Raw genomic sequence first — 23,560 nt, forward strand, 5'->3', positions numbered from 1 at the left:
TGGACACGGGGACATTCATACGGAAGTCGAGGTACCCGCCATGACCACCACTCACGCCACGCCGTTGTCCGCCGAGGATCTGGAGGTCGTGCATCTGATCCACTCCGCCCTGCGTCGGGACACCGAACGTCTCGCCGACTTCGCGCAGAGGTGGCGGACCGCCGATCCCGGCACGCACGATGCGCTGCTCCTCGGCTGGCACGGATTCAGTACCGAACTGCACACGCACCACTCCATCGAGGACGTCTACGTCTGGCCGTTCATGCGGCCTCGGCTCGCCCACGACACGGCGGCGATGGAGGTGCTCGACGCGATGGAGGCCGAACATGCCGTGATCGACCCGGCCCTGGCCGAGATCGAGACCGCACTCGACGACCGGGAGACCGCGACCGAGCGGCTCGGCGGTCTGCTCGACGGGCTCGTCACGTCACTGGGTGCACACCTCGCGCACGAGGAACGCGACGCCTTCCCGCTGATCGAGCAGACGATCACCAAGGAGGAATGGCACGACATCTCGATGCGCGCGTTCGCGCAGCTCGAGAAGCGCGAGGTCTCCGAGATGCTGCCCTACCTCTTCGAGGGGGCGCCGAAGGACCGCGTGGCCACGGTGGTGAAGAGCCTCCCGGTACCGGTGCGGGTGCTCAACCGGTTCTGGTGGACGCCGCGCTACGCACGGGAGCGCCGCTGGGAGTGAGGACTGCCGGTGGGAGGACCGTCAGGCGGTCGGCTCGCACGCCCCGCGCAGGCTGCACGCGCCGCACGAGGTACCGCAGCCGGCCGTCTCCTCCGGCTTGGTCGCCGCAGCGACGCGCGCTGCGACGGATCCGCCGGCTCCGGCGGTGATCAGGGCGGCCACCACCGTGACGACGACCGCGATGATCCCGGCGACGGTGGGCAGGGTCAGCGACGCGACTCCACCGAGGGCGAGGAGCACCGCGGACCCGAGCATGCTGGGTGCGGCGACCTTGTTGGCCAGTGCGAACGCGTCGTCGTCACGCAGCGCGTCGGGGGTGCGCACACCGGCCCAGCGGTTGCGTGGGAGCTTGCCGGTCAGTGCCGCGACACCCACCGCGCCGACGACGAGAGCGAGCACGAAGAGCAGGACAGCGACGATGAGCACCCGACCAGGATACGCGGCCGGTGGTGCCACCGGTCTGCGCGGGTGCGGGCACGTTCTACCCTGGTGGGAGCACTCACACGCCCGGCCGAGTAGATAGTGATCACCGTGACCCGTCCCGAACAGAACTCCCAGCACGAACCCGGCAGCACTCCGCAGCATCGGTACACCGCCGAGCTCGCGGGGCGGATCGAGCAGCGCTGGCAGGAGCTCTGGCGCGAGCGCGGCACCTTCCATGCCCCCAATCCGGTGGGCGATCTCGCCGGCGAGGTGCCCTCCGACAAGCTGTTCGTGCAGGACATGTTCCCGTACCCGTCGGGCTCGGGCCTGCACGTAGGGCACCCGCTCGGGTACATCGCCACCGACGTGTACGCGCGCTTCAACCGCATGCAGGGCCGCAACGTGCTGCACACCCTCGGTTACGACGCCTTCGGCCTGCCGGCCGAGCAGTACGCCGTGCAGACGGGCACGCACCCGCGCACGACCACCGAGGCCAACATCGGAAACATGAAGCGGCAGCTCTCCCGGCTCGGTCTCGGGCACGACGAGCGTCGCTCGGTCGCGACGACCGACGTCGACTTCTACCGCTGGACACAGTGGATCTTCCTGACGATCTACAACGCCTGGTACGACCGCGAGGCCGGACGGGCTCGCCGCATCTCCGAACTCGAGGCCGAGTTCGCCGACGGCACGCGTCGTCTCGAGGACGGACGCGACTGGGCGTCGCTGTCGGAGGGTGAGCGCGCCGACATCATCGACTCGTACCGTCTGGTGTACCGGTCGGATTCGCTCGTCAACTGGTGCCCGGGCCTGGGTACGGTGCTCGCCAACGAGGAGGTCACGGCCGACGGCCGTTCCGAGCGCGGCAACTTCCCGGTCTTCCGGAAGAACCTGCGTCAGTGGATGATGCGGATCACCGCCTACTCCGACCGTCTGATCGACGATCTTGAGCCCCTGGACTGGACCGACAAGGTCAAGTCCATGCAGCGCAACTGGATCGGGCGCTCGCACGGCGCTCAGGTGAAGTTCGCCGTCGCCGACCACGATTCGGCGATCGAGGTGTTCACGACCCGGCCCGACACCCTGTTCGGTGCCAGCTACGTGACCCTCGCTCCCGAGCACGAACTCGTCGACCGGATCGTCGGTGCGTCCTGGCCCGAGGGTGTCGACGAGCGCTGGACCGGTGGCGCCGCCGATCCGGCTGCCGCGGTTGCGGCCTACCGTGCATCGATCGCCGCGAAGTCCGATCTCGAGCGGCAGGAGTCGAAGGAGAAGACCGGTGTGTTCCTCGGCGCCTACGCCGTGAACCCGGTCAACGGCGAGCGACTGCCGATCTTCATCGCCGACTACGTCCTCACCGGCTACGGCACCGGCGCGATCATGGCCGTTCCCGGCCACGACCAGCGCGACTGGGAGTTCGCGACCGCCTTCGGCCTGCCCGTCCGCGAAGTCATCTCCGGCGGCGACGTCACCGCCGAGGCGTACACCGGCGACGGTGTGCTGGTGAACTCCGGCCTGCTCGACGGTCTCGACGTCGCCGAGGCGAAGAAGACGATCGTCGCGAAACTCGAGGAGGACGGCGCCGGACGCGGCACCATCCAGTACAAGCTGCGCGACTGGTTGTTCGCGCGGCAGCGGTACTGGGGCGAGCCCTTCCCGATCGTCTACGACGAGCAGGGACGCGCCCATGCGCTGCCCGAATCCGCTCTGCCCGTGGAACTTCCGGAGGTCGAGGATTACGCGCCGGTCTCCTTCGATCCGGACGACGCCGATTCCGAACCGTCCCCGCCGCTCGCGAAGGCGGTGGACTGGATGAACGTCGAGCTCGATCTCGGCGACGGCCTCAAGCGCTACACGCGCGACACCAACGTGATGCCGCAGTGGGCCGGCAGCTCCTGGTACCAGCTGCGCTACATCGACCCCACCAACTCGGAAGCCTTCTGCGACAAGGAGAACGAGGCGTACTGGACCGGTCCGCGCCCGGAACTGCACGGCCCGAACGATCCGGGTGGCGTCGACCTCTACGTCGGTGGTGTCGAGCATGCGGTGCTGCACCTGCTGTACGCCCGGTTCTGGCACAAGGTGCTCTTCGACCTCGGGTACGTCACCTCCTCGGAGCCGTACCGTCGCCTGTTCAACCAGGGTTACATCCAGGCCTACGCCTACACCGACTCGCGCGGTGTGTACGTGCCGGCCGAGGAGGTCGTCGAGCGCGACGGCACGTTCTACTGGACCGGCCCGGACGGTGAGCAGGAGGTCGCTCGCGAGTACGGGAAGATGGGCAAGTCGCTCAAGAACTCCGTCAGCCCCGACCAGATCTTCGACGAGTACGGCGCCGACACCCTGCGCGTCTACGAGATGTCGATGGGTCCGCTCGATCAGTCGCGTCCGTGGGCGACCAAGGACGTCGTCGGCGCGCACCGCTTCCTGCAGCGCGTGTGGCGTCTGGTGGTCGAGGAGGAGAGCGGCGCGCTGCGCGTCACCGACGAGACCCCCGGTGACGACACGCTGCGGGCGCTCAACAAGACGGTCGCGGGCGTGTCCGACGACTTCACCCACCTGCGCGACAACACGGCGATCGCCAAGCTCATCGAGTACACGAACCATCTGACGAAGCAGTACCCGTCGGGTGCGCCGCGCAGCGCCGTCGAACCGCTCGTGCTCATGCTCGGCCCGGTCGCCCCGCACCTCGCCGAGGAGATGTGGTCGCGTCTCGGACACACCGAATCGCTTGCGCACGGCCCGTTCCCGGTCGCCGACGAGAAGTGGCTCGTCGAGGACAGCGTCGAGTACCCGATCCAGGTCAACGGCAAGGTGCGCAGCCGCATCACCGTCCCGGCCGACGCCGCACCCGACGCGATCGAGGCCGCTGCGCTCGCGGACGAGAAGATCGCCGACCTGCTCGGCGGTGCCGCACCGCGCAAGGTGATCGTGGTTCCCGGCAAGATGGTCAATGTCGTGAAGTAGCAACACTTCCGACGAGCGAGACCCCGGTGCATCCTGTGCACCGGGGTCTCGTCGTCTGTGCTGTGCGCTCGGATTTCACCGAGAGCGACTCTCGCTCAGGGGTTCTTGTGTTCGATCTTCTCGAACTCGGCGACCTCGCCCGCATCGTGTGCGCGCTCCTCCGCCTCCTTCGCCTCGAGCTGCTTGGCGACGGCATCCTTGAGGGAGACCTTGGCGGGCTCGGCGGCCTCCTCCTCGGCCTTGCGGATGCGCTCCTCGTCCTTCTTCTTCGCCGTCTCGGCGGCACGGCGCTTCGCGGCGGCCTCCTGATCGGCCTTCGCGGTCTCGGCGGCCTTCTTCTGCTCGGCTTCCTTCTCCGCCTGCTTCGCGCGTTCCTGCGCACGCTCGCGGGCCTGCTGGACCTCCTTCTCACGGTCGCGCCGTGCGGCTTCCTGCTCGGCCTCGGCGCGCTCACGCGTCCGGCGGAGTTCGGCGTCCGCCGCGCGATTCTCGGCCGCGGCCTGGGCGTCGAGTTTCTCGGCGCGCTTCACCGCATCGGCACGTTCGGTGGCGAGTGCCCCGCGCGTGGCGATCTCCTGGTCGTCAAGCACACTGCCGACGATGCCGTCCAGCATGCCCAGTCCCCGCTCGTACATCAGGCGCGGCGGGGCGTCGGTGGGCAGGAACCGCAACTGCTGCTCGATCAACCCCAACGGGAAGCGGGCGATCTTGTACTGCAGTCGCAGAACGCTCTTGGGCAGAGTGGTGAGGTTCATGGGCGCATCTCCAACTTCGATGGGGGTACAGCTCCGGTAGGGAATGTCGGTGGTGTTCGTCAGCGATCCGGCTCGTCGGTCAGCGTGCGTTCGAGGGCTTCGGCCTTGCGGCGTTCCTCCTCGGCCTGCAGGCGTGCACGTTCGGCGTCGTGGGAGGCGCGTCGGTGGTCCTCGTCGGCGGCCGCGACCTCTGCCGCGGCATCCGTGACCTGGTCGTTCTCCTCACGGCGTGCCTGCTGCTCGGCGGCTGTGGCATCGCGGACGGCGTCGGACCGCCCTCGGACGATGTTCTCCTGACATTCGAGGTCGGCGGCCTGTTTGCGGACCCGTGCCTCCCGCTCGGCCTGCGTCTCGACGGCGTCGGTCCGCTGCTGCACGGTCTCGCGTTCCTGCTGTCCGGCCTCGCGGACGGCGTCGAGCTGCTCGACCGCCTCGTCGCTCTCGGCCTCGGCCATGTGCGAGAGGGTGTCGGCCTTCCTGGTCTGCCGGGCCTGCTCCTGCTCGAGTCGGCCTTCGGCGGTGAGGGAATCGTTGCCGGTCAGAGCGCCGGCGACCTCCTTTGCCTTGCCGAACACCGTCTGCTTCAACCCGAGGCGTGCCTTGTCGGCCGGGCCAGGGCGAGCCCTGTCGGATGGGCTGTCTTCGACCACGGTCATCTCCTTCCGTACGGGACACGAAGGGGACGGCCCCATGGCTTGGGGTAGCCAGGCGCGGTCGGCTTCAATCCTCGAGAGTCTCGAGAGGGTGCATATGGGTGCCGACGAAGTCGACGACATCGCCCAGGACCTCGTCCCGATTCGTCTCGTTGAAGATCTCGTGCCGTGCCTCGGGATAGGTCTTCGACGACGACCCGCGACCTGCCAGCGACGACCATCCGGTGGCGGTGCCGTCGAGGGGAACCAGCCGATCGTCCTCACCGTGGAGCCACAGCACGGGCACGTCGTCGACGGCACCGGCGGCGGTGATCGTGTCGATGCAGGTCTTCAGCGCCTGCACGGTGGTGCGCTTGAACGGGCCGTGCCAGACGAGCGGGTCGGCCACGTAGGCGCGACCCACCTCGGGATCACGGGAGAGGGTGGACGGATCGATGGGGGTGTCCGGGATCTCCTCGGCCGTGAGCAGGGCGTCGACCGCCGCCCATCTGCCGAGGACCGGGCCGGACAGGACGACCGCGGCCAGTTCCGAGCCGTATCGCTGCGCGTACCGGGCGGCGATCATGCCGCCCATCGAGTGTCCGACGAGCACGACCGGCAGGTCGGGATGCTCGCGTCGCGCCGTGAGATCGAGCAGGCGGAAGTCGTCGACCACCTTCTCGAAGTCGTCGATGAGGACGCGTTCGCCGTCGCTGAGGCCGTGACCGATGTGGTCCACCGCGTAGACGGCGGCGCCGTCGGCGACGAGGCGCGCGGCCACGTATTCGTAGCGTCCGCAGTGCTCGCCGTAGCCGTGGCACAGCAACGCCACGTAGCGCGGGGTCTCGCCGACCCATGTGCGCGCTGCGAGGGCGCCGGCGTGTCCGTCGAGGGTGAAGGCGACAGCGTCGATCATCGGGTCTCCGATCGTTCCGGGTGATGGCGATGTCATCGTCCTCCGACGCGGGGTCTTCCGAGTGGGAATCGCGAGTGCATCCGCGGATCCGGCCCACTACCGTCGAAGTGAAACGTGTTCCAGATTCGAACGAAGGAGACCTCATGGCACCGAGTCGGGACGCGATCCGCGCCACCGTCGAGAACTACGTGAAGTCCGTTGCCTCGGGCACCGTCGACGACGTCCTCGCTCTGTACGCGCCGGGCGCGACCGTCGAGGATCCGGTCGGCACGCCGGTCCGCGCCACCGAGGCCGAGATCCGCGAGTTCTACGGAGTGGTCGAACCGCTCGCGCAGACCGGTGAGGTGATCACCCTCAAGATCGCGGAGAACAACGCGGCTTTCGTGTTCCGCCTGGTCACGCACCTGGGTGAGCAGGATCTGGTCATGGAGGTCGTCGACGTGATGACCTTCGACGACGACGCGAGGATCACGAGCATGAGGGCGTTCTGGAGCCAGGAGGACATGCAGACCGTCCCCGCTTCCTGATGGGCAGCCGCATCGTCGAGGTCGATGGTTTCACGTGGAACATCGACGATCGGGGTGACGGGCCCGCGGTCGTCATGTGCCACGGATTCCCCGGCCTGGGGTACAGCTACCGGCACCAGTTCGCGCCGCTCGTCGACGCCGGATACCGTGCCGTCGCCCCGGACATGCCCGGTTACGGCCGCACCGACCGGCCCCGGGAGGTCGAGGAGTACACGAACGTCGCGGTCGCCGATCGCCTCGTCCGGCTGCTCGACGTCCTCGGGATCGACAGCGCGATCGTCGTCGGTCACGACTTCGGTGCGCCCGTCGCGTGGACGACGGCGCTGCGACATCCGGATCGCGTCGCCGGTCTCGTCCTGCTCGCCGTGCCCTACTCGCCCGATCGGATGCCGGCACGACCCAGCGAGATCTTCCGCGGTCTCGCCGACAAGCATTTCCTCCACCTCCACTACTTCCAGGAACCGGGGGTCGCGGAGGCGGAACTCGATCCCCGCCCGCGCGAGTTCCTGCAGCGGCTGTTCTTCGCGCTGTCGGGCGGATACCGCTATCTCGACGTGTGGTCGCATCCGTCCGAGGGACGCGGATATCTCGACGTGCTGCCCACCGCTCCCGAGCTGCCGTGGGACTGGCTCGACGACGACGAACTCGCGCACTACGCGGCCGAGTTCGCCCGCACCGGATTCGGCGGGGGTCTGTCCTGGTACCGCGCCTACGACGCGAACTGGGAGGCGTCGCGTCCCTACGAGGGCGCGAAGGTGCAGGTACCGACGCTGTTCGTGGCCGGCGACCGGGATCCTGTCGTCGCGATGTCGGGGTCGTCGGCGCTCGAACGGATGCGTGCCTTCGTCCCCGATCTGCGCGGTGTCCACCTGCTCGAGGGCGCGGGGCATTTCGTACAGATGGAACGTCGCGACGAGGTGAACGACCTCCTCCTGCGTTTCCTCTCCGGGATCCGGATACCGACGAGAACCGCCGAACAGCACTTTCACCGGCGATCATCGACCTAGCATGACGGCGTGGCCAGCGACACGGTTCGTGGATTCGGTCTGGCACTCGCCCTGACGGCACTGGTGGCGGGTGCCTGCTCGTCGGGCGGTTCGGTCGAGACGACGACGCCCGTGCAACTGCATGTCGCCACCGCCCAGGACGACCCGTGGACGCCGCGTCTCGTGCCGCCGCAGGTGCCGGTCGCGGTGCCGCCCCCACCTCCCGAAGTCGTCGAGGACGGCGGCGACCCGGTCACCGCGACCGCCGGGACCCCGGCCGTCCCCGGTGACCGGCCGGCCCTCTACGGGGGCAGTCTCGACCGGCCCCTGTGCGACCGCGAAGGACTCATCCTTCATCTGGAGGAGGACCCGGCCAAGGCCGAGGCGTGGCGCGGTGTCCTCGGCGTGCCCGACATCCGCGGGTACACCGACACCCTCACGGCGGTCCTGTTGCGCGCCGACACCCGGGTGACCATGCACGAGTACCGCGACGGTGCCGCGCGGCCCGTGCAGTCGCTGCTCGAGCGCGGCACGATCGTCCTCGTCGACGAACTCGGTGTTCCGCGCGTGCGGTGCGTGCGCGGTAATCCGTTGTCCGCGCCGGTGCTCACCGGCAACGACGAACTCGAAGGCCCGAAATGGCCCGGACTGAACGCCGAGCGGATGTTCGTCGTCCAGCCCGCCGCGACTGCCGTGCGGGAGTTGGAGGTCGTCGACATCACGACCGGTGCGATGGTCCCCGTGCCGGTCGGTGAGGCCCTGCCGAAGACCTCGGCTCCGGCCGCACCGGAGACCACGGAGGAGTCCCGCCCCGAGACCGAGGCGCTGCAGGTACCCGTTCCCGCGCCGCGGCGCGATCCCGTGCCGGAAGCCGCGGCACCGCCGCCGCCTCCTCCCCCGGAACCACCACCGCCTCCGCCTCCGCCCGCTCCGGAACCGCCGCCACCACCGCCGGCTCCGGAACCCGCTCCTGCGCCGGCACCGGCACCGGCACCCCCGCCGGCGCCGCGGGCTCCCGCGCCTCCGCCTCCGCAGATCCAGATCCAGATCCCAGGCGCTCCCCCGGTAGTGATTCCGCTGCCGTTCTGAGCCGTCAGCCGTTCCGAGCCGTCAGCCGTTCCGAGTCGTCAGCGAGGACGCAGAACGACCTCGGTGGGGTGGGCGTCGACCGGCGCCTCGACGACCTGCCGCACCGCGCGCGCCACCGTGCCGGGGCTGAGGAACTGCGACGGGTCGTACTCGCGGCCTTCCGACGCGACGATCGCGCGTTGCATGTCGGTGTCGATCCGGCCCGGGTGGATCGAGGTGACCCGCAGCGCGGGTTCCTCCTCGCGCAGTGCGTCGCCGAACGCCCGCAGGGCGAACTTGCTCGCGGCATAGGCACCCCACCCGGGGCGAGCACGCAGACCCGCCCCCGAGTTGATGAGCACCACGTGGCCGTTCGCCGCGCGCAGGGCCGGCAGTAGCACCTGCGTCAGGGCGACGACGGCGACGACGTTCGCCTCGAACGTCTCGCGCCACTGCCGGGGCTCGCTGTCGGCGATCGTGCCCAGTTCGGCGACGCCCGCGTTGTGGACGAGGACGTCGAGCCGGTCGATGTCGGCGGCGGCCGCGGCGACGGCGTCGTGGTCGAGCAGGTCCACGGGCCACGGCGTGGCGTCGGGTAGTTCCTCGAGGATCGCGTCGAGCGACTCGCGACGCCGGCCGCCGAGGAGCAGATCGTGGGTGGGAGCGAGTTCGTGGGCGATCGCGGCACCGAGACCGCGACCCCCTCCGGTGACGAGAGCTGTGGGGCGCATGATCACGAGCCTAGGAAGCAGACGGTGGGGCGGCCACCGCACCGTGCTCGAGACCGGCCAGGATCTCGGCGAGCCGGTCGTCCGGCGGGGTCTCCACCGCGGGGTCGCGCGGGAACCGGAGTTCGAGGAACGCCTTGGGGCGCGACAGCACGTACTCGCGTGCCAGATTCCTCAGCCGCGTGCGCAGTCGCACGTCGTTCGCGGCGCGGACTCCGGCGATGTCGATGCCCGCCCGCCGGCACAACGCCACTGCGCGCGGAAGGTGGAAGGCCTGGGTCGTGATCAGTGCCTGCCGCACGCCGTAGGTGGCGACGGCACGCCGGGCGGTGTCGTAGGTGTCGAGACCGTACGGGTCGGCGACGATCCGTTCCCGGTTCACGCCCTGCTCGACGAGATACGCGATCATCGCCTCGATCTCGTCGCCCGAGGTTCCGGCCCCGTCGCCCGAGACGAGCACGGCCTGCACCCGTCCCCGCTCCATCAACGCAACCGCGACGTCGAGGCGGCTGCGGAGCACCCGCATCGGACGGCCCTCGTGCACCCGCGCGCCCGGCACGATCACCACCGGGGCGGGCGGCGCGTCGTCCACCTCGTACATGAGGTCCTTCGCCTCCGACGCCACGCGGGCGGAGACGAGTGTCAGCGCGGACACGGCACCGACGACCAGTGCGGAGACCGCACCGAGGGGGGACGACGACCGGACGGATTCGAGCATGCGTCCCAGATTACGGACGCCCGGCGGCCACAATGGAGGGGTGGACCCCGTCGACGCACTCCGCGAAGTCGCCTTCTGGCTCGAACGCGAACACGCCGACACCTACCGCGTGCAGGCCTATCGTCGCGCGGCGGAGGTGCTCGCCGAGGTGAGCGACCACAAGCGGGAGGTGCTGCGGAAGACCGACTCGTGGACCGATCTGCCGGGTGTCGGGAAGAAGACCGCGACCGTCGTCCGGGAGTCGTTCGACGGAGTGCCCGCCTATCTCGAGCAGTTGCGCGAGGAGGCCGACCCGATCGGCCGCGGCGGCCGCGACCTGCTCGAGTCCCTGCGCGGCGACCTGCACACCCACTCGAACTGGTCCGACGGCGGCAGCCCCATCGACGAAATGCACCGCGTCGCGTCGACGATGATCGGGCACGAGTACTTCGCCCTCACCGACCACTCCCCTCGCCTGAAGGTCGCGAACGGCCTCACCGCGGAACGGTTGCGCTCGCAGCTCGCCATCGTCGCGGACATCAACGAGAACAGCAGTGGTGCAAGGATTCTCACGGGTATCGAGGTCGACATCCTCGACGACGGGTCACTCGACCAGGACGAAGGACTGCTCGCCGAACTCGACGTCGTCGTCGCGAGCGTGCACTCGAACCTGCGGGCCGACCGGTCGGCGATGACGAAACGCATGCTGCGTGCGGCGGCGAATCCCCACGTCGACGTCCTCGGGCACTGCACCGGCCGTCTCGTCGCCGGAGGTCGCGGAAGTCGTCCGGAATCGAAGTTCGACGCCGAGAAGGTCTTCGCCGCGTGTCGCGACCACGACACCGCCGTCGAGATCAACTGCCGGCCCGAACGCCGCGACCCGCCGTCGCGTCTCATCGACCTCGCGCTCGAGACGGGCTGCCTGTTCTCCATCGACACCGATGCGCACGCACCCGGGCAGCTCGACTGGCTCGGGTACGGTTGCGAACGTGCCGTCGAGCGGGGTGTCGAACCCGAACAGGTGATCAACACCTGGGAGGTCGACGACCTGCTGGCGTGGACCGACAGGTAGGGGATGCGCGTGGAACACGTCGACGTACTGATCGTGGGAGCCGGACTGTCCGGCATCGATGCCGGCTACCGGTTGCAGACGCAGTGCCCGGATCTCGGGTACGCCATCCTCGAGAGTCGCGACGCGATCGGTGGTACGTGGGATCTGTTCCGCTATCCCGGGATCCGATCGGACAGCGACATGTACACGCTCGGATTCCCGTTCCGCCCGTGGCGGGGTGAGAAGTCCATCGCCGACGGCCCCGACATCCTGCAGTACATCCGCGACACCGCTGCCGAATTCGGTATCGACCGGCGGATCCGGTTCGGTCACAAGGTGATCGATGCATCGTGGTCGTCGGAGGACGCCCGGTGGACGGTGCGTGCCTCGACCGGGCAGGGCACGGTGGAGATGTCCTGTTCCTTCCTCTACCTCTGCAGCGGCTACTACAGCTACGAGTCCGGTTATCTCCCCGACATCCCGGGCCTGCAGGACTTCGCGGGCACGATCGTGCATCCGCAGTTCTGGCCCGACGACCTCGACTACGAGGGGAAGAAGATCGTGGTGATCGGCAGTGGCGCCACGGCCGTCACGCTCGTGCCCGCACTCGCGGAGAAGGCCGAGCACGTGACGATGCTGCAGCGCTCCCCCACCTACGTGATGTCGCTGCCCGCGCGCGACCCGATCGCGACGCGGATACGACGCCTGTTGCCCGACAAGCCGGCCCACCGCGCGGTGCGGACGAAGAACGTCATCGTCAATCTCGGCTTCTACCAGTTCTGCCAGCGGTTCCCCTCCGCCGCGAAACGCGTGCTGCGCACCCTCACCGAACGTCGTCTGCGCGGCAGGATCCCGGTCGATCCCCATTTCTCACCGCGCTACGACCCGTGGGATCAGCGACTGTGCGTGGTCCCCGACTCCGATCTGTTCCGCACCCTGCGCGCAGGGAAGGCCGAGATCGTCACCGACCGGATCGACACCGTCACCGAGAAGAGTGTCCGCCTCGAGTCCGGTCGCGAACTCGAGGCCGAGATCCTGATCCCCGCAACGGGTCTGCAACTGGTGCCCGCCGGCGGAATCGAGTTCGTCGTCGACGGGGAGAAGATCGACCTGTCCACCCGGTTCATCTACCGCGGCATGATGCTCGACGGCCTGCCCAATGCCGCGATGTGCCTCGGCTACACCAACGCGTCGTGGACCCTGCGTGCCGATCTCGCGTCCCTCTACGTGTGCCGGTTGCTGCGGTACATGCGCCGTAACGGTTACCGCTCGGCGATGCCGCGATATTCGGGCGACGGCCGCACCCGTCCACTGCTCGGTCTCGACTCCGGTTACATCCACCGCGCGGAAGGTGCTCTGCCCAAGCAGGGTTCGCGCAGCCCGTGGCTGATGCGGCAGAACTATCTCCTCGACCTGCCCACCATGCGGCTCGGACGTATCGACGAATCGATGCAGTTCACACCCTGACCGTCAGCGCCGGCGCGCCGCCAGGTGGACGTCGGGGAAGCGATGGTCGGCGTCGGGGCGGCTGACCGTCCGCCACACCTCGTCGAATCCGGCATCGGACAACGCCGTGGCGAGACGATCCGGGTGCCATCGCCACGCCGGCGCCACCGCGTGGTCGAACTCGATCACTTCGCCGGGGGTGTCGGTGGTCTGGCCCGCGACGAGCACCACGCCGCCGGACGGAATCCGCTCCGCCCACCCGTCGAGGATCCCGGGGATCTCGGACGGCGGAACATGGATGAGGCTGCACCGCGCGATGATCGCGCTCGGAACCACTTCGCGGAGTTCGTCGGACCCGAGTCGTGCATCGTCCCGGACGAATCGCAGCGCGGAGTGTGCGCCGCGCGCGATGCGCAGCATCTCGGTGCTGGGATCGAGGCCGATCACGTCGAGTCCGCGTTCGGCGAGGTCCGCGGCTACGTATCCGGGTCCGCAACCCACATCCAGCACGACGCCCTGCACCGGGCTCTGCCGCACCATTTCGGCGAAGGCGGCGACGGTGTGGCGTTCGAGGGGCGTCAGGTACGGATCGGGGAACAGCTCGACGTACAGATCCGCGAGGGCGTCGTATCCGGGCTGGGTCACTCCGGCATGGTACGACGGTGTCGCGATGAGTTCGACCGCGTTCGCAGGTCCTACCCACCACGAGGCAGTGACCACGGGAGGGGATTCATGATCATCGTCGCAGGACATCTCACCGTCGACGCCGACAGGCGTGAGTTCTATCTGGCGACCTGCAGGTCCGTCGTCGAGGCCGCCCGCAGAGCGCCGGGCTGCCTCGACTTCGCTGTCACCGCGGACCTGATCGAACCCGACCGCGTCTGCATCTACGAACGGTGGGAGTCACGGGCACAGCTCGACGACTTCCGCGGCAGCGGACCCGACGACGATCAGGCCCGGGAGATCCGGTCGATGGAGGTCTCGGAGTACCTCGTCCCGGACGTGCAGCCGTCGAACGAGTAGTTCTCGTCGCAGATCCTGCCGGAGATCGACAGGATCTTCGCACGCGGTCAGCGTTGTTCGAGCTGCTCGTCGGGATACCGCGCGAACCGGCCGGCGTCGCGGTCGTGCACGGGACCGTCGCTGTCCCACGGCCATCCACCGAAACCGGTGCGACGGTAATCCTCGAACGCCTGCCGGACACCCGCCTCGTCGTTGAGCACGAACGGGCCGTACGAGACGACGGGTTCGCCGATCGGGCGACCCTGCAGCATCAGGATCTGCGTGCCCTCGTCGCCACCGGTGAGGTGCACCGGCACCGACGCGTCGACGACGACCCCGTGCCCGGACTCGATCGTCCGGTCACCGATCCGCACGGGGGAACCGTTGTACACGTACAGGACCCGTTGCGTCTGCTCATCGCGCGCGGCCGGCAGTTCCCAGCGCGCACCGGACGACAGGTCGATGTTCCAGATCGCCACATCGGTGCCGGGTCGGGACGCCCACGAATTCGGCGGGGGCGGCGGCGGAGTCGCGCCGTCGAGTTCACCGGCGATGACGCGGACGGAGACGGTGCGCCCGTCCTCGTCCGTCACCGTCACGGTGGGGGTGTCCTCGTTCCACAGCATCGAGAAGTGCGGGTCGACGGTCTTCGACTCTGCAGGCAGGTTCAACCAGATCTGGAACAGTTCGAGGGGATTGTCCGAATCCTTGTTCAGCAGAGGGAACATCTCGCTGTGGACGACCCCGTTGCCGGCGGTGAGCCACTGCGTGTCACCCTCACCGAAACGCGCCGCCGCACCCACCGAATCGGAGTGGTCGACGAAACCCGAGCGCACGAAGGTCACCGTCTCGAAGCCGCGGTGCGGATGACCGGGGAATCCCGGGACGGTGGTGCCGTGGTACATGCTCCAGCCCGCCGGGTTGCCGAAGTCCTGGCCGAGCGGGCGGCCGTCGAGCGACGCGTCGGGTCCGAGCTCGTCGTTACCCGCCGGATACGCGTCGACATGGTGCGCGACGAACAGGAACGGATCGATCGTCTGCCAGGGCATACCGAGCCGGAAGACCTGGAGTACCGGAGTAGGGGCTGCTGACGTCATGCCCCGTGCAACTCCGTGCCCGTGCTCTTTGTTCCGGGCGGTGTAGTGGCCTCGCTGTCGTCCAGGACCCGCGCCCCGGCGGCGAACTTCCCCACCTGGTCACCCAACTTGATCTGTGCGGGGACGGCCCCGCCGAGCAGGTCGCGGGCCAGGGCCGGGGAGTCGCCGAGCGGCAGGTCGCTGCCGGCGATGACGACGTTGCCGTAGCGACGACCCTTGAGCATCGCGGGGTCGGCGATGATCACGGTGTGCTCGAAGACCTCACCGATCGTCGCGGCCTCACGTTTCGCGACGGCCAGGTCGCGGAAGTCGCCGCAGTTGACGACGTAGACGCCACCGGGCGCGAGCACGCGCCGCGCGTGCTGCGTGAACTGGAGGGTCGTGAGTGCGACGGGAGTGCGGTTGTAGGCGAAGACATCCCGCACGATCACGTCGCGGCTCGCATCGGAGAGCGAGGTGAGGACCTGGCGGGCCTCCCCCACCCGGATGCGCAGCAACGGGGCGCGGGGCAGGTCGAACCAGTGGCGGACGAGTTCGGCGAGGCGACCGTCGATCTCGACGACCACCTGCCGCGCGTCGGGGTAGACCGCGGCGAAGTAGCGTGCCATCGTGCACGCACCCCCACCGAGGTGCAGCACGCGCAGTCGCGAGTCGCGTTCGAACCTGCTCTCGACGAGCATCGCGATCCACCGCATGTACTCGAACTCGAGCAGGGCCGGGTCGCTCAGATCGATGTGCGAGCTGGGCACCCCGTTGATCTCGAGTACCCATCCGTCGGCGAGATAGCGGTCCTTGACGAGCTCGCACGTGCCCGTGTCGATGTCGTAGAGCCCCTCGACCGGGCCGCCCGGTGTACCGGTCTTCTCCTTGCGCGGCGACGATGCGGCGCGGCCACCTCGTTGCCTGCTCATACGACGAGCCTAGTACCGGCTCCGTCACCTCCGATCAGAGGTGGAGGTCCTCCCTGCACATCATCGAGGTCGCAACGACGCTGATCACGGACGTGAGGACGAGATAGCCGCAGGCGAGCCACGGACCGCCGGCCACGGCGATGAGCGCGGTGAGGATCATCGGGGTGATGCCCGACGCGTAGATGCCGGAGAACTGGTAGACGACCGACAGGCCCGTGTAGCGGATCTCCGCCGGGTACAGGCTCGCGTACAGCGTTCCCTGCGCGCCGTAGAACAGGGCGTGGACGACGCCGAACACGAGGATCATCGCCACGGCGAACCAGAACAGGTTGTTCGTGCCGAACAGGGCGAAGGTCGGGAACACCGCGATGCCGTAGGCGGCGATGCCGACGGTGTAGACCTGCTTCGCACCGAACCGGTCGACCAGGGTGCCCGACACCGGGAGCAGCACGGCCATGACCAGCGCGGCGAGGGTGACGACGAGGAGCACCGGCACCTTCTCGAAGTCGAGGTCCTTGGTAGCGTAGGTGATGGCGAAGACGCCCCACGTGTTGAACGCCGCGCCCTCACCCCACCGCGACAGCAGACCGAGAACGGTGCTGCGACGCACGCCGGTCCGGAAGACGTCCACGAGCGGCGCCGACGACTTCTTCGCGAGCTCCTGCACCTCGCGGAAGGCCGGGGTCTCGTCGACCTTCAGGCGCACGACGAAACCGACGGCGACGAGTACGAGGCTGAGCAGGAACGCGATCCGCCAGCCGTACGACAGGAACTGCTGCTCGTCGAAGATCACCTGCAGCGCCGCGAACACCGCGGTGCCCAACGCGAGACCGAGCGCGAGGCCGACCTGCGGGATGCTGCCGAACAGACCGCGCTTCTTCCCCGGGCTGTGCTCGACGGCGAGCAGCACGGCCCCGGCCCATTCGCCACCGAGGGCGAAGCCCTGCAGAATGCGCAGCAGGAGCAGCAGGATCGGCGCGACCACACCCACCTGCGCGTGGGTGGGCAGAAGGCCCATCAGCGCGGTGGCGACGCCCATGATGAACATCGTCAGCGCGAGGGTCTTCTTGCGTCCGATCCGGTCACCGATGTGGCCGAAGACGACACCGCCGATGGGGCGGACCACGAAGCCCACCGCGAAGGTCGCGAAGGCCAGCATCGTGCCGACGAACGAACTCTGGTCCGGGAAGAACAGCTGGTTGAACACCAGGCTCGCAGCCGTCGCGTAGAGGAAGAAGTCGTACCACTCCACCGTGGTGCCGAGCAGGCTCGCCGCGACCACGGTGCGTAGTCTCCTGCGGCGATCGAGATCGGACTCGGGTGCGGAACTGGGCTGTGACAGCGTGGTCATGGACTCGATTCCCGGTGGTGGACAGCGTGCAACCCGGCGACGCTAACCACGCCCGACGCATTCACGCACGGGTTCCGATCATGCTGATTGCAAATGTTGCCGGGACCCCTCGGCGGCTGTTCTCCTGGATGTCACGCTTGCCTGTCGTCGACTCGAGGACTTCGTCTTGTCTCTGCATATGCACTGGTTCCTGCCCACCTACGGCGACTCGCGAAACCTGATGGCAGGGGGCCACGGCAGTTCGATGTCGGGCGATCGGCCGGCGACGCTGCGCTACCTGAACCAGATCGCCGCCGCCGCGGAGTCGAGCGGATTCGAATCGGTCCTCACCCCCACCGGCGCGTGGTGTGAGGACGCGTGGCTGACGACGGCGATGCTGATCGACACCACCGAGACCCTCGAGTTCCTCGTCGCGCTGCGCCCCGGGCTCATCAGCCCCACGCTGGCCGCGCAGATGGCCGCGACCTTCCAGTGGCAGTCGCAGGGACGTCTGCTGCTCAACGTCGTCACCGGCGGTGAGGACCACGAACAGCGCACCTTCGGCGACTTCCTCGACAAGAACCAGCGCTACGCACGCTGCGGCGAGTACCTCGACGTGATCAAGCGCCTGTGGGCGGGCAACGGCCCGGTCGACTTCAAGGGCGAGTACATCCAGGTCGAGAACGCCCAGCTCCAGCGCATCCCCGATCCGGTGCCGCCGCTCTTCTTCGGCGGATCCTCCCCCGCTGCCGGCACCGTCGCGTCGCAGTTCTGCGACACCTACCTCACGTGGGGTGAACCGCCGGCCGCCGTCGCCGACAAGATCGCGTGGATCCGCGGCCTCGCCGACATCCAGGGCCGCACCCTCGACTACGGCATCCGCCTGCACGTCATCAGCCGCGACACCTCCGAGGAGGCGTGGGCCGAGGCCGATCGTCTGCTCTCCGCACTCGACCCCGCGACGATCGAGAAGGCTCAGCAGAGCCTGGCCCGTTCCGGTTCCGAGGGGCAGCGCCGGATGGTCGAGCTGCACGGCGGCGGCAGCGCCTACGCTGCGAGCAAGGACGCCCGCAGCCTCGAGGTCTCCCCCAACCTGTGGGCAGGCGTCGGACTCGTCCGCGGTGGCGCGGGCACCGCGCTCGTGGGTTCCCACGAGGAGGTCGCCGACCGCATCGCCGAGTACGCCGAGATCGGACTCGACCACTTCGTGCTGTCGGGCTACCCGCATCTCGAGGAGGCCTACCGCTTCGGTGAGGGTGTGCGTCCGATCCTCGAGCGTCGCGGCCTGCTCGCCCTGGCCTCCCACCGCCCGGGCGACCTGTCGGGTTCGACGGCCTTCCTGCCCTCCGCGCACTGATCACCATCTGACAGCTCGATACAGCACAGCTCGACACAGCGCCGGCACGAAATGTGTCGGCGCTGTTACAGCTGCGGCCCTCGTCGTGCGGATCCGCCCGCAGCACAGAGAATGGGGCCATGCCGGACCGAGGATTCACGCCCACACAGCTCGCCGCACGCGCGGCGTACCTGTTGCGTGGGAACGACCTGGGCACCATGACGAGTGCCGCTCCCAAGCTTTATCCACACATGTGGAGTTGGGATGCGGCGTTCGTCGCCGTGGGGCTCGCGCCGCTGAGTGTCGAACGGGCGGTGGTCGAACTCGACACCCTGCTCTCGGCGCAGTGGAAGAACGGCATGATCCCGCACATCGTCTTCGCCAACGGTGTCGACGGCTACTTCCCCGGCCCGGCACGTTGGGCGGTGTCCGAACTGGCCGCGCACGCACCGGCGCAGGTGCAGACCTCGGGCATCACACAGCCTCCCGTGCACGCCATCGCCGTGCAGCGCATCCTCGAGCATTCACGGCGGCACGGTCGTTCGACACGTGCTGTCGCCGAGGAGTTCCTGGATCGCCGGTGGGCGGATCTCGTGCGCTGGCACCGCTGGCTCGCGCACGCGCGCGATCTCGACGGCAACGGCCGCATCGCGCTGTACCACGGGTGGGAGTCGGGTATGGACAACTCCCCGCGCTGGGATACGGCATACGCCAATGTCGTCGCCGGTCCGGTACCGCCCTTCCATCGTGAGGATCTCGAGCACGTCGCCGACGCCACCCAGCGACCCACCGACCGTGAGTACGCGCGCTATCTGTGGCTGCTCGAGGAGATGAAGACGGCGCGCTACGAGGACGGCGTGCTCGCGAAGGCCATGAGCTTTGCGGTCGAGGACGTCTTCGTCAGCGCGGTGTTCTCGCTCTCGTGCGAGGTGCTCGCGACCATCGGTGAGGAACATTCCCGTCCCAATGCCGATGTGCGCGAGTTGTATTCGTGGTCCGAGCGGTTCCGGAAGGGTGTGATCGCCACGACCGACCCGCGCACGGGCGCGGCGAAGGACTTCGACCTGCGCAGCGGGAAGTGGGTCGCCACCGACACTCTCGCGATGTTCGCCCCGCTGCTGTGCGGTGGTCTCGACCGGCAGGCCGAGCGGGCGCTGCTGCGCACCTTCGAAGGGCCGAAGTTCTGCGGGCATCCGGATCTCCGCTATGCGGTGCCGCCGTCGACCTCCCCCGTCTCGGGCGACTTCCGTCCCCGCGAGTACTGGCGCGGGCCGGTGTGGCCCGTGATGACGTGGCTGTTCTCATGGGCGTTCGCCCGTCGCGGTTGGGCCGAACGGGCGAACGTGCTTCGCGCGGAAGGGCTCCGGCAGGCGAGCGACGGCACCTTCGCCGAGTACTACGAGCCGTTCACCGGCGACCCGCTCGGCAGCATGCAGCAGTCGTGGACCGCCGCAGCGGTACTGGACTGGCTCGGATGAGCCGTGCGTGGTTCCGGTAGCGAGCGCAGTAGTGAGCGCAACCGGAACCACGCACGAAGACGTCAGACCCCGATGCGTCCGCCGTCCGACTTCCATGCCGCGACCACGGCGGGACGCGGCTGGGAGTCGCCTCCGTCGGGCCAGTGCGAGGCCGGCGACGCCCACGACGCCTCGTCCGTCTCCCCGGGATGCTGCACGCACACCACGACCCGGCCGTCCTGCACGATCGGACCGCACGTCTCGGCGCCGATCGGCACGGTGAGGAACTGCTTCGTCTCACCGCGGCGCGGTCCGTCGAGGACGACGCTGAACAACCCGTCGTTGGAGCCGAGTGCGTTGCCGTCGGTGGAGATCCACAGGTTGCCGTAGGAATCGAAGGCCAGGTTGTCGGGGCACGAGATCGGGCTGACCTGCGACTTGTCGAAGCCGCCGAAGTAGGTGTCGGCCTCGTTCGGGTCCCCACACACGAGCAGCAGCGTCCACGTGAAGGACGTACCCGCGTGGTCGTCGTCGATCTCGAGGACCTGACCGTTCTTGTTGTTCTCGCGCGGATTCGCCTCGTCGGCCGGGGCGGCGCCGTCGACACCACGCTTGGTGTTGTTGGTCAGGGCGACGTAGACCTTGCCGGTCACCGGATTCGGTTCGAAGTCCTCGGGGCGATCCATCTTCGTCGCCCCCACCCGGTCGCCGGCGAGGCGGGTGAACACCGCGACCTCCTCGGCGTTCATGCCGTCGACCAGCGACTCGGCGCTGCCGTCCTCGTTCGCGCGCAGCAGCGGGATCCACTCGCCGCTGCCGCGGAACTCGCCGGCCTCGGGAAGTGTTCCGGATCCGTCGATCTCGTCCGGATGGTCACCGCTGAGCTTCGCGACGTACAGCGTGCCGGCGTCGAGCAGGGTCATGTTGTGCCGCATCGCCGCTCGTGAGTTACCGGGCTGCATCTTCCGCGACGAGACGAACTTGTACATGTAGTCGAAGCGTTCGTCGTCACCGCTGTACGACACGACGGTGCCGTCGTCGGTGATGTGGACGGTGGCCGCTTCGTGCTTGAACCGTCCCAGAGCGGTGTGCTTGACGGGCACCGAGTTCGGATCCCACGGATCGATCTCGACGATCCACCCGAACCGGTTGACCTCGTTGGGTTCCGTGGCGATGTCGAAGCGCCGGTCGAATCGTTCCCACTTCCGTTCGGTGTCCGCGCCCTCGAGTCCGTACCGGGTGAGACGTTCGGCGGCGACCGGGTCGGTCACACTCTCGGCGTTGGCGAAGTACTGGTCGAAATTCTCCTCGCCCGACAGCACGGTGCCCCACGGGGTGAGCCCGCCGGCGCAGTTGTTGAACGTTCCCGCGACCCGCGTGCCCGTCGGGTCGGCGGTGGTCTTCAACAGGTCGCTGCCCGCGGCCGGTCCGGTGAGGAGGAACTCGGTGGTTCCGGTGATACGACGGTTGTACTCGCCGAATTGCGGTGTCAGGCGGCCGGTCCCGGGTTCGCCCTTCACCTGGACGACCGACATCCCGTGACCGGCGATGCCGATGCGCACCTGTTCCTCGGTGGGGTCGTCCGGGTCGTAGTCGGCGAACATGAACGGTTCGGTGGTGTATTCGTGATTGACGACGAGCAGGTAGGTGTCGGGTCGGCCGTCCACCGGGAGCAGGCCGGCGAAGTCGTTGTTGAACCCGAACTGCTTCTCCTGCGCGGTCGCCGTCTGGTTGCCGATGTCGAAGGCCGGGGCATCGGGCAGCACCGGATCGCCCCAGCGGATGACGACGTCGTTCTCGTATCCTTCCGGAACCGTCACCGCGTCATCGGTGTTCGGTGCGACCGCCGTGAAGTTCGTGCCGTCGGGCGCCGGTCCGAGATCACCGGCCGCCGCGGCGTCACTGCCGGCGGCCGCGGCGGAATCGTCCGCACAGGCCGTCAGGACACCACCGGCGCCGACGGCGAGCACGGCCATGGCACCGCCCCGCAGGACCCCGCGACGCGAGACGGCGGCGCGCACGATGTCGCCGAAGTATTCACCGCCGGAGGTGTTCGGGACGGCGTGCGAACAGGCATCCCCGCACTTGTACTTGCACGTGATGTTCGAGCGCGATGATATGCCGTCGTGCGTGACGAACAAGGGCAGGACTCTACGGGCCACAACGTTCTCCTCGGAATCGGTTCGACGCCGGAACCGTAGGAGCGCCAGGCGAGTCGGACGGAACGAGAAGGTGAACACCCGATGAGCATTCTGCGGACGTGAGACGGCGGTCACAGAACGGGTCGAGGTCAACCCGGGGCGATGCGGTCGAGATCCACGATCGGCCGGACACCGGGACGGTCGACATCGGAGAACTCCCCGTCCTGCGATTGCTCGTCCTCGTCCTCGACCTCGCCGGGCCTGCCGTCGACGAACGGCACCACCCGATCGGTGATCGCCGTGTTGTATTCGGCGGGAGCCTGGATGGGATTGGCGTGGCCGGTGCGGTCGAGTTTCGACACCAGCAGCGTGCCGTCGACACCGCCGGACTGGTCGATCAGGATCCGGTGGCTGTACTCGACGTCGACGACGTTGTCGGACAGTGCGTTCCGAGGCCGGAGGAACACCACAGCGGGACGGATTTTGTCGTCGCGTTCGTCGGCGAGTGCCCGCAGGTTGTCGATCGCACCGGATGCGACGATCGCCCGGAACTGCGATTCGATCAGCCCGTTGCTCGCGGCGTCGGTGGAGAAGATCTTGTCGTTGAGCACCTCGACCGCGACGTCGCGCAACTCCTCGGTGTCGATGCGTCGGTACCACCGGTCCGAGGGGAGTACGAAACGGTCCATGCGGGCGACCACCTCGACGAGCATGCGCATGCTGCGGCTCTCCCGCGCGCCGGGCAGCCAGCCGATCCACCGCAACAGGTCCTCACCGGCACTGCGCGCGTCGGCGCGCACGGCATGCAGGTCGAGTGGGGTGCAGTCGAGGATCACGCCGGTCACCTCGAGATCGGTGTCCTGGTACAGGTGCTGGGCGACCTCGAGGGCGATGATGCCGCCCATGCTGTGCCCGGTGAGCACGATGTTCTCGATCCCCGACCACGCCGCACGCTCGTGGATCAGGCGGCTGACGACGGCGGTGTCGAGACCGCTGTTGTCGTACTCGACCGCCCACACCTGCCCGAGTTCGCTCAGCGCGGGCAGTGCCGTGGCGGTCTCGGTCGCGTCGAGATTGCCCAGGCCCACGAGGTCGACGACCGCCGTGTCGCGGTCCTCCCGCGACGCCGCGTCGTGGATCGGATGCAGTTGCGGCTGCGTGAGAGCGAGTCGCTCACGGACCGGCGCGACGTCCCATGCCCAGTACTGGGTGAACAGGGCGACGAGCGGGAGCGCCGCGACGGCCGTGCGTGCGAGGGCTCGGCGGAGCCGGCCGAATCGCACCCAGTGATGACCGGTGCGGGTATCGCGGAGACGTCGCCACCGACGACCGTCGTCCCAGTCGTCGGCGGTGCAGGGCGGTAGCCATGGTGCGTTCGACATGCACCACCGATGCT

At 68.5% G+C, this 23,560-nt stretch carries 22 protein-coding genes; 10 read left to right on the top strand and 12 right to left on the bottom strand.

Annotated features, from left to right (window positions below):
• Positions 1-40: 40 nt before the first annotated feature.
• Entirely contained in the window at positions 41-694 is a 654-nt protein-coding gene (locus tag ACPCXD_RS12000; protein ID WP_160877546.1) for a hemerythrin domain-containing protein, read from the top strand.
• Positions 695-715: 21 nt separating this feature from the next.
• Here the strand turns inward: ACPCXD_RS12000 and ACPCXD_RS12005 are convergent, their stop codons facing one another.
• Positions 716-1,120 (bottom strand): SdpI family protein, encoded by a 405-nt coding sequence (locus ACPCXD_RS12005; protein WP_088896917.1) that lies wholly within the window; start codon positions 1,118-1,120, stop codon positions 716-718.
• A 96-nt stretch (positions 1,121-1,216) separates the two neighbouring features.
• On the opposite strand from ACPCXD_RS12005, the gene leuS reads away from it, so the two are divergent.
• The gene (gene leuS, locus ACPCXD_RS12010) at positions 1,217-4,084 is read left to right on the top strand and encodes a leucine--tRNA ligase (protein WP_423659710.1); all 2,868 of its coding nucleotides are present in this window, start codon (positions 1,217-1,219) and stop codon (positions 4,082-4,084) included.
• A gap of 95 nt (positions 4,085-4,179) precedes the next feature.
• Here leuS and ACPCXD_RS12015 read toward each other — a convergent pair whose 3' ends face one another.
• The 3 genes from ACPCXD_RS12015 to ACPCXD_RS12025 all read right to left on the bottom strand — a co-directional run bounded on the left by ACPCXD_RS12015 (position 4,180) and on the right by ACPCXD_RS12025 (position 6,387).
• Positions 4,180-4,839: an IF2 family translation initiation factor gene (locus ACPCXD_RS12015; protein ID WP_106200930.1), complete on the bottom strand. Its 660-nt coding sequence runs from the start codon at positions 4,837-4,839 to the stop codon at positions 4,180-4,182.
• Between the two features lie 59 nt (positions 4,840-4,898).
• Positions 4,899-5,495 (bottom strand): CsbD family protein, encoded by a 597-nt coding sequence (locus ACPCXD_RS12020; protein ID WP_106200932.1) that lies wholly within the window; start codon positions 5,493-5,495, stop codon positions 4,899-4,901.
• Positions 5,496-5,559: 64 nt separating this feature from the next.
• The gene (locus ACPCXD_RS12025; RefSeq protein ID WP_423659713.1) at positions 5,560-6,387 is read right to left on the bottom strand and encodes an alpha/beta hydrolase; all 828 of its coding nucleotides are present in this window, start codon (positions 6,385-6,387) and stop codon (positions 5,560-5,562) included.
• A gap of 143 nt (positions 6,388-6,530) precedes the next feature.
• On the opposite strand from ACPCXD_RS12025, the gene ACPCXD_RS12030 reads away from it, so the two are divergent.
• Genes ACPCXD_RS12030 through ACPCXD_RS12040 form a run of 3 tightly spaced genes read left to right on the top strand, consistent with a single transcriptional unit; the run spans position 6,531 to position 8,989 of the window.
• Entirely contained in the window at positions 6,531-6,914 is a 384-nt protein-coding gene (locus ACPCXD_RS12030) for a nuclear transport factor 2 family protein (protein ID WP_016691032.1), read from the top strand.
• Complete coding sequence (locus ACPCXD_RS12035; RefSeq protein WP_160877538.1) at positions 6,914-7,921, top strand: alpha/beta fold hydrolase; 1,008 nt, start codon at positions 6,914-6,916, stop codon at positions 7,919-7,921. Before ACPCXD_RS12030 ends, ACPCXD_RS12035 begins: the two co-directional genes overlap by 1 nt.
• A gap of 9 nt (positions 7,922-7,930) precedes the next feature.
• A complete protein-coding gene (locus tag ACPCXD_RS12040) occupies positions 7,931-8,989 on the top strand; it encodes a DUF6777 domain-containing protein (RefSeq protein WP_423659715.1) in 1,059 nt (352 codons plus the stop codon).
• Positions 8,990-9,027: 38 nt separating this feature from the next.
• Here the strand turns inward: ACPCXD_RS12040 and ACPCXD_RS12045 are convergent, their stop codons facing one another.
• Both ACPCXD_RS12045 and ACPCXD_RS12050 read right to left on the bottom strand, forming a co-directional pair.
• On the bottom strand, positions 9,028-9,699 hold the full coding sequence (locus ACPCXD_RS12045) for an SDR family oxidoreductase (RefSeq protein WP_039584495.1): 672 nt from the start codon (positions 9,697-9,699) through the stop codon (positions 9,028-9,030).
• A gap of 10 nt (positions 9,700-9,709) precedes the next feature.
• Positions 9,710-10,414 (bottom strand): SanA/YdcF family protein, encoded by a 705-nt coding sequence (locus ACPCXD_RS12050; protein ID WP_088896921.1) that lies wholly within the window; start codon positions 10,412-10,414, stop codon positions 9,710-9,712.
• Positions 10,415-10,454: 40 nt separating this feature from the next.
• Here ACPCXD_RS12050 and ACPCXD_RS12055 point away from each other — a divergent pair, with 40 nt between their 5' ends.
• Together ACPCXD_RS12055 and ACPCXD_RS12060 are read left to right on the top strand one after the other, a co-directional pair.
• On the top strand, positions 10,455-11,465 hold the full coding sequence (locus tag ACPCXD_RS12055; protein WP_160877347.1) for a PHP domain-containing protein: 1,011 nt from the start codon (positions 10,455-10,457) through the stop codon (positions 11,463-11,465).
• A gap of 3 nt (positions 11,466-11,468) precedes the next feature.
• On the top strand, positions 11,469-12,911 hold the full coding sequence (locus ACPCXD_RS12060; protein ID WP_016694020.1) for a flavin-containing monooxygenase: 1,443 nt from the start codon (positions 11,469-11,471) through the stop codon (positions 12,909-12,911).
• 3 nt (positions 12,912-12,914) lie between these two features.
• Here ACPCXD_RS12060 and ACPCXD_RS12065 read toward each other — a convergent pair whose 3' ends face one another.
• The gene (locus tag ACPCXD_RS12065) at positions 12,915-13,535 is read right to left on the bottom strand and encodes a class I SAM-dependent methyltransferase (RefSeq protein ID WP_026061529.1); all 621 of its coding nucleotides are present in this window, start codon (positions 13,533-13,535) and stop codon (positions 12,915-12,917) included.
• A gap of 87 nt (positions 13,536-13,622) precedes the next feature.
• Here ACPCXD_RS12065 and ACPCXD_RS12070 point away from each other — a divergent pair, with 87 nt between their 5' ends.
• Positions 13,623-13,913: a putative quinol monooxygenase gene (locus ACPCXD_RS12070; protein ID WP_016694018.1), complete on the top strand. Its 291-nt coding sequence runs from the start codon at positions 13,623-13,625 to the stop codon at positions 13,911-13,913.
• Between the two features lie 47 nt (positions 13,914-13,960).
• Here ACPCXD_RS12070 and ACPCXD_RS12075 read toward each other — a convergent pair whose 3' ends face one another.
• From ACPCXD_RS12075 to ACPCXD_RS12085, 3 genes are read right to left on the bottom strand one after another with little or no spacing between them, the layout of a single operon-like run.
• Positions 13,961-14,941, bottom strand: a complete 981-nt coding sequence (locus tag ACPCXD_RS12075) for a pirin family protein (RefSeq protein ID WP_088896924.1) — start codon at positions 14,939-14,941, stop codon at positions 13,961-13,963.
• Positions 14,942-14,985: 44 nt separating this feature from the next.
• Positions 14,986-15,900 (bottom strand): spermidine synthase, encoded by a 915-nt coding sequence (locus tag ACPCXD_RS12080; RefSeq protein WP_106200941.1) that lies wholly within the window; start codon positions 15,898-15,900, stop codon positions 14,986-14,988.
• A 34-nt stretch (positions 15,901-15,934) separates the two neighbouring features.
• Entirely contained in the window at positions 15,935-17,251 is a 1,317-nt protein-coding gene (locus tag ACPCXD_RS12085) for an MFS transporter (protein ID WP_423659719.1), read from the bottom strand.
• Positions 17,252-17,417: 166 nt separating this feature from the next.
• Here ACPCXD_RS12085 and ACPCXD_RS12090 point away from each other — a divergent pair, with 166 nt between their 5' ends.
• Positions 17,418-18,587, top strand: coding sequence for an LLM class flavin-dependent oxidoreductase (locus ACPCXD_RS12090; RefSeq protein ID WP_423659721.1), 1,170 nt, complete (start codon positions 17,418-17,420; stop codon positions 18,585-18,587).
• A 119-nt stretch (positions 18,588-18,706) separates the two neighbouring features.
• On the top strand, positions 18,707-20,044 hold the full coding sequence (gene ggh, locus ACPCXD_RS12095) for a glucosylglycerate hydrolase (RefSeq protein WP_160877339.1): 1,338 nt from the start codon (positions 18,707-18,709) through the stop codon (positions 20,042-20,044).
• A 62-nt stretch (positions 20,045-20,106) separates the two neighbouring features.
• On the opposite strand, the gene ACPCXD_RS12100 is transcribed toward ggh, so the two are convergent.
• A complete protein-coding gene (locus ACPCXD_RS12100) occupies positions 20,107-22,185 on the bottom strand; it encodes a PhoX family protein (RefSeq protein ID WP_106201631.1) in 2,079 nt (692 codons plus the stop codon).
• Between the two features lie 128 nt (positions 22,186-22,313).
• Entirely contained in the window at positions 22,314-23,546 is a 1,233-nt protein-coding gene (locus ACPCXD_RS12105; protein ID WP_423659723.1) for an alpha/beta fold hydrolase, read from the bottom strand.
• Positions 23,547-23,560 lie beyond the last annotated feature (14 nt).

Source organism: Rhodococcus sp. AB351 (assembly GCF_049538275.1).
Taxonomy (GTDB): domain Bacteria; phylum Actinomycetota; class Actinomycetes; order Mycobacteriales; family Mycobacteriaceae; genus Rhodococcus.

Excerpts from the sequence above, each read along its gene's own strand:
- ACPCXD_RS12020 (WP_106200932.1), bottom strand. The coding sequence starts at position 5,495 with ATGACCGTGGTCGAAGACAGCCCATCCGACAGGGCTCGCCCTGGCCCG.
- ACPCXD_RS12050 (WP_088896921.1), bottom strand. The coding sequence starts at position 10,414 with ATGCTCGAATCCGTCCGGTCGTCGTCCCCCCTCGGTGCGGTCTCCGCA.
- ACPCXD_RS12080 (WP_106200941.1), bottom strand. The coding sequence starts at position 15,900 with ATGAGCAGGCAACGAGGTGGCCGCGCCGCATCGTCGCCGCGCAAGGAG.
- ACPCXD_RS12075 (WP_088896924.1), bottom strand. The coding sequence starts at position 14,941 with ATGCCCTGGCAGACGATCGATCCGTTCCTGTTCGTCGCGCACCATGTC.
- ACPCXD_RS12000 (WP_160877546.1), top strand. The coding sequence starts at position 41 with ATGACCACCACTCACGCCACGCCGTTGTCCGCCGAGGATCTGGAGGTC.
- ACPCXD_RS12045 (WP_039584495.1), bottom strand. The coding sequence starts at position 9,699 with ATGCGCCCCACAGCTCTCGTCACCGGAGGGGGTCGCGGTCTCGGTGCC.
- ACPCXD_RS12085 (WP_423659719.1), bottom strand. The coding sequence starts at position 17,251 with ATGACCACGCTGTCACAGCCCAGTTCCGCACCCGAGTCCGATCTCGAT.
- ACPCXD_RS12035 (WP_160877538.1), top strand. The coding sequence starts at position 6,914 with ATGGGCAGCCGCATCGTCGAGGTCGATGGTTTCACGTGGAACATCGAC.
- ggh (WP_160877339.1), top strand. The coding sequence starts at position 18,707 with ATGCCGGACCGAGGATTCACGCCCACACAGCTCGCCGCACGCGCGGCG.
- ACPCXD_RS12030 (WP_016691032.1), top strand. The coding sequence starts at position 6,531 with ATGGCACCGAGTCGGGACGCGATCCGCGCCACCGTCGAGAACTACGTG.
- ACPCXD_RS12105 (WP_423659723.1), bottom strand. The coding sequence starts at position 23,546 with ATGTCGAACGCACCATGGCTACCGCCCTGCACCGCCGACGACTGGGAC.
- ACPCXD_RS12025 (WP_423659713.1), bottom strand. The coding sequence starts at position 6,387 with ATGATCGACGCTGTCGCCTTCACCCTCGACGGACACGCCGGCGCCCTC.
- ACPCXD_RS12015 (WP_106200930.1), bottom strand. The coding sequence starts at position 4,839 with ATGAACCTCACCACTCTGCCCAAGAGCGTTCTGCGACTGCAGTACAAG.
- ACPCXD_RS12070 (WP_016694018.1), top strand. The coding sequence starts at position 13,623 with ATGATCATCGTCGCAGGACATCTCACCGTCGACGCCGACAGGCGTGAG.
- ACPCXD_RS12060 (WP_016694020.1), top strand. The coding sequence starts at position 11,469 with ATGCGCGTGGAACACGTCGACGTACTGATCGTGGGAGCCGGACTGTCC.